Here is a 2,109-nt window from a genome sequence, read left to right on the forward strand (position 1 = left end):
ACGCTCGATACGTCGGCTGCCGCGCCCGGTGTGGCGCTGGCGGTCGATTCGGGCAGCAGCGCTGTTGATCACGTCACTAATGTCGGCACGTTGAACCTGTCCGGCATCGAGAATGGCGCCACCGTGCAGTACAGCGTCGATAACGGCGCGCACTGGAGCACCAGCTTCGGTGCGCTCGAAGGCGTAAACAACGTGCAGGTCCGGCAGGTTGACGTCGCCGGCAATACGTCATCGGCGACGTCGTTCAGCTTCACGCTCGATACGTCGGCTGCCGCGCCCGGTGTGGCGTTGGCGGTCGATTCGGGCAGCAGCGCTGTCGATCACGTCACTAATGTCGGCACGCTGAACCTGACCGGCGTCGAAACCGGCGCCACCGTGCAATACAGCATCGACAACGGCGCGCACTGGAACACCAGCTTCAACGCCATCGAAGGCACGAACAACGTGCAGGTCCGGCAGATCGACGTCGCCGGCAACACGTCGGCGGCGACGTCATTCAGCTTCACGCTCGATACCTCGGCTGCCGCGCCCGGTGTGGCGTTGGCGGTCGATTCGGGCAGCAGCGCTGTTGATCACGTCACTAATGTCGGTACGTTGAACCTCACCGGCATCGAAACCGGCACCACCGTGCAGTACAGCGTCGACAACGGTGCGCACTGGAGCACCAGTTTCGGTGCACTGGAAGGCACGAACAACGTGCAGGTCCGCCAGATCGACGTCGCGGGCAACACCTCGTCGGCGACGTCGTTCAATTTCACGCTCGACACGTCGGCTGCCGCGCCCGGGGTGGCTCTCACCACCGATTCCGGCAGCAGCGCGTCCGACCACGTCACCAATGTCGGCACGTTGAACCTGACCGGTGTCGAATCCGGCGCCACGGTGCAGTACAGCGTCGACAACGGCGCGCACTGGAGCACCAGCTTCAACGCCATCGAAGGCACGAACAACGTCCAGGTCCGGCAGACCGATATCGCCGGCAACACGTCCGATCCGACTTCGTTCAGCTTCACGCTCGACACCTCGGCGGCTGCACCGGGCGTTGCCCTCACCACGGATTCCGGCAGCAATGCGTCCGATCACGTCACCAATGTCGGCACGCTGAACCTGTCCGGTGTCGAGACCGGCGCCACCGTCGAATACTCGATCGACGGCGGCCACACATGGAACACCAGTTTCAGTGCCACCGAAGGCCTGAACGATGTGCAGGTCCGGCAAACCGATATCGCCGGCAACACGTCGTCGGCGACGTCGTTCAATTTCACGCTCGACACGTCGGCCGCCGCCCCCGGCGTGGCCCTCACCACCGATTCCGGCAGCAGTGCGTCCGATCACATCACCAATGTCGGCACGCTGAACCTCACCGGCGTCGAAACCGGCGCCACTGTCGAATATTCGACCGATGGCGGTCATACGTGGAGCACCAGTTTCAGCGCCACCGAAGGCCTGAACGACGTACAGGTCCGGCAGACCGATATCGCCGGCAACACGTCCGATCCGACTTCGTTCAGCTTCACGCTCGACACCTCGGCTGCCGCCCCCGGCGTGGCGCTCACCGCCGATTCCGGCAGCAGCGCATCCGATCACATCACCAATGTCGGCACGCTGAACCTCACCGGCATCGAAACCGGCGCCACTGTCGAATACTCGATCGATGACGGTCATACTTGGAATACGAATTTCAGCGCCACCGAAGGCGTGAACGACGTGCAGGTCCGGCAGACCGATGTCGCCGGCAACACGTCCGATCCGACTTCGTTCAGCTTCACGCTCGACACGTCGGCTGCCGCCCCCGGCGTGGCGCTCACCGCCGATTCCGGCAGCAGCGCATCCGATCACATCACCAATGTCGGCACGCTGAACCTGTCCGGTGTCGAAACCGGCGCCACTGTCGAATACTCGATCGATGACGGTCATACTTGGAATACGAATTTCAGCGCCACCGAAGGCGTGAACGACGTGCAGGTCCGGCAGACCGATATCGCCGGCAACACATCGTCGGTAACGTCGTTCAGCTTTACGCTCGATACGTCGGCGGCTGCACCGGGCGTGGCGCTCGCCACCGATTCCGGCAGCAGCGCTGTTGATCACATCACCAATGTCGGTACGTTG

The 2,109-nt window shown here is 63.2% G+C and carries 1 protein-coding gene; it reads left to right on the forward strand.

Annotation, left to right across the window (positions count from 1 at the left end):
* On the forward strand, positions 1-2,109 hold a 2,109-nt coding region (locus U5A56_RS36740), incomplete at both ends, for a beta strand repeat-containing protein (RefSeq protein WP_321927365.1).

It is taken from the genome of Burkholderia sp. BCC1998, assembly GCF_905339875.1.
Classification (GTDB): Bacteria; Pseudomonadota; Gammaproteobacteria; order Burkholderiales; family Burkholderiaceae; genus Burkholderia.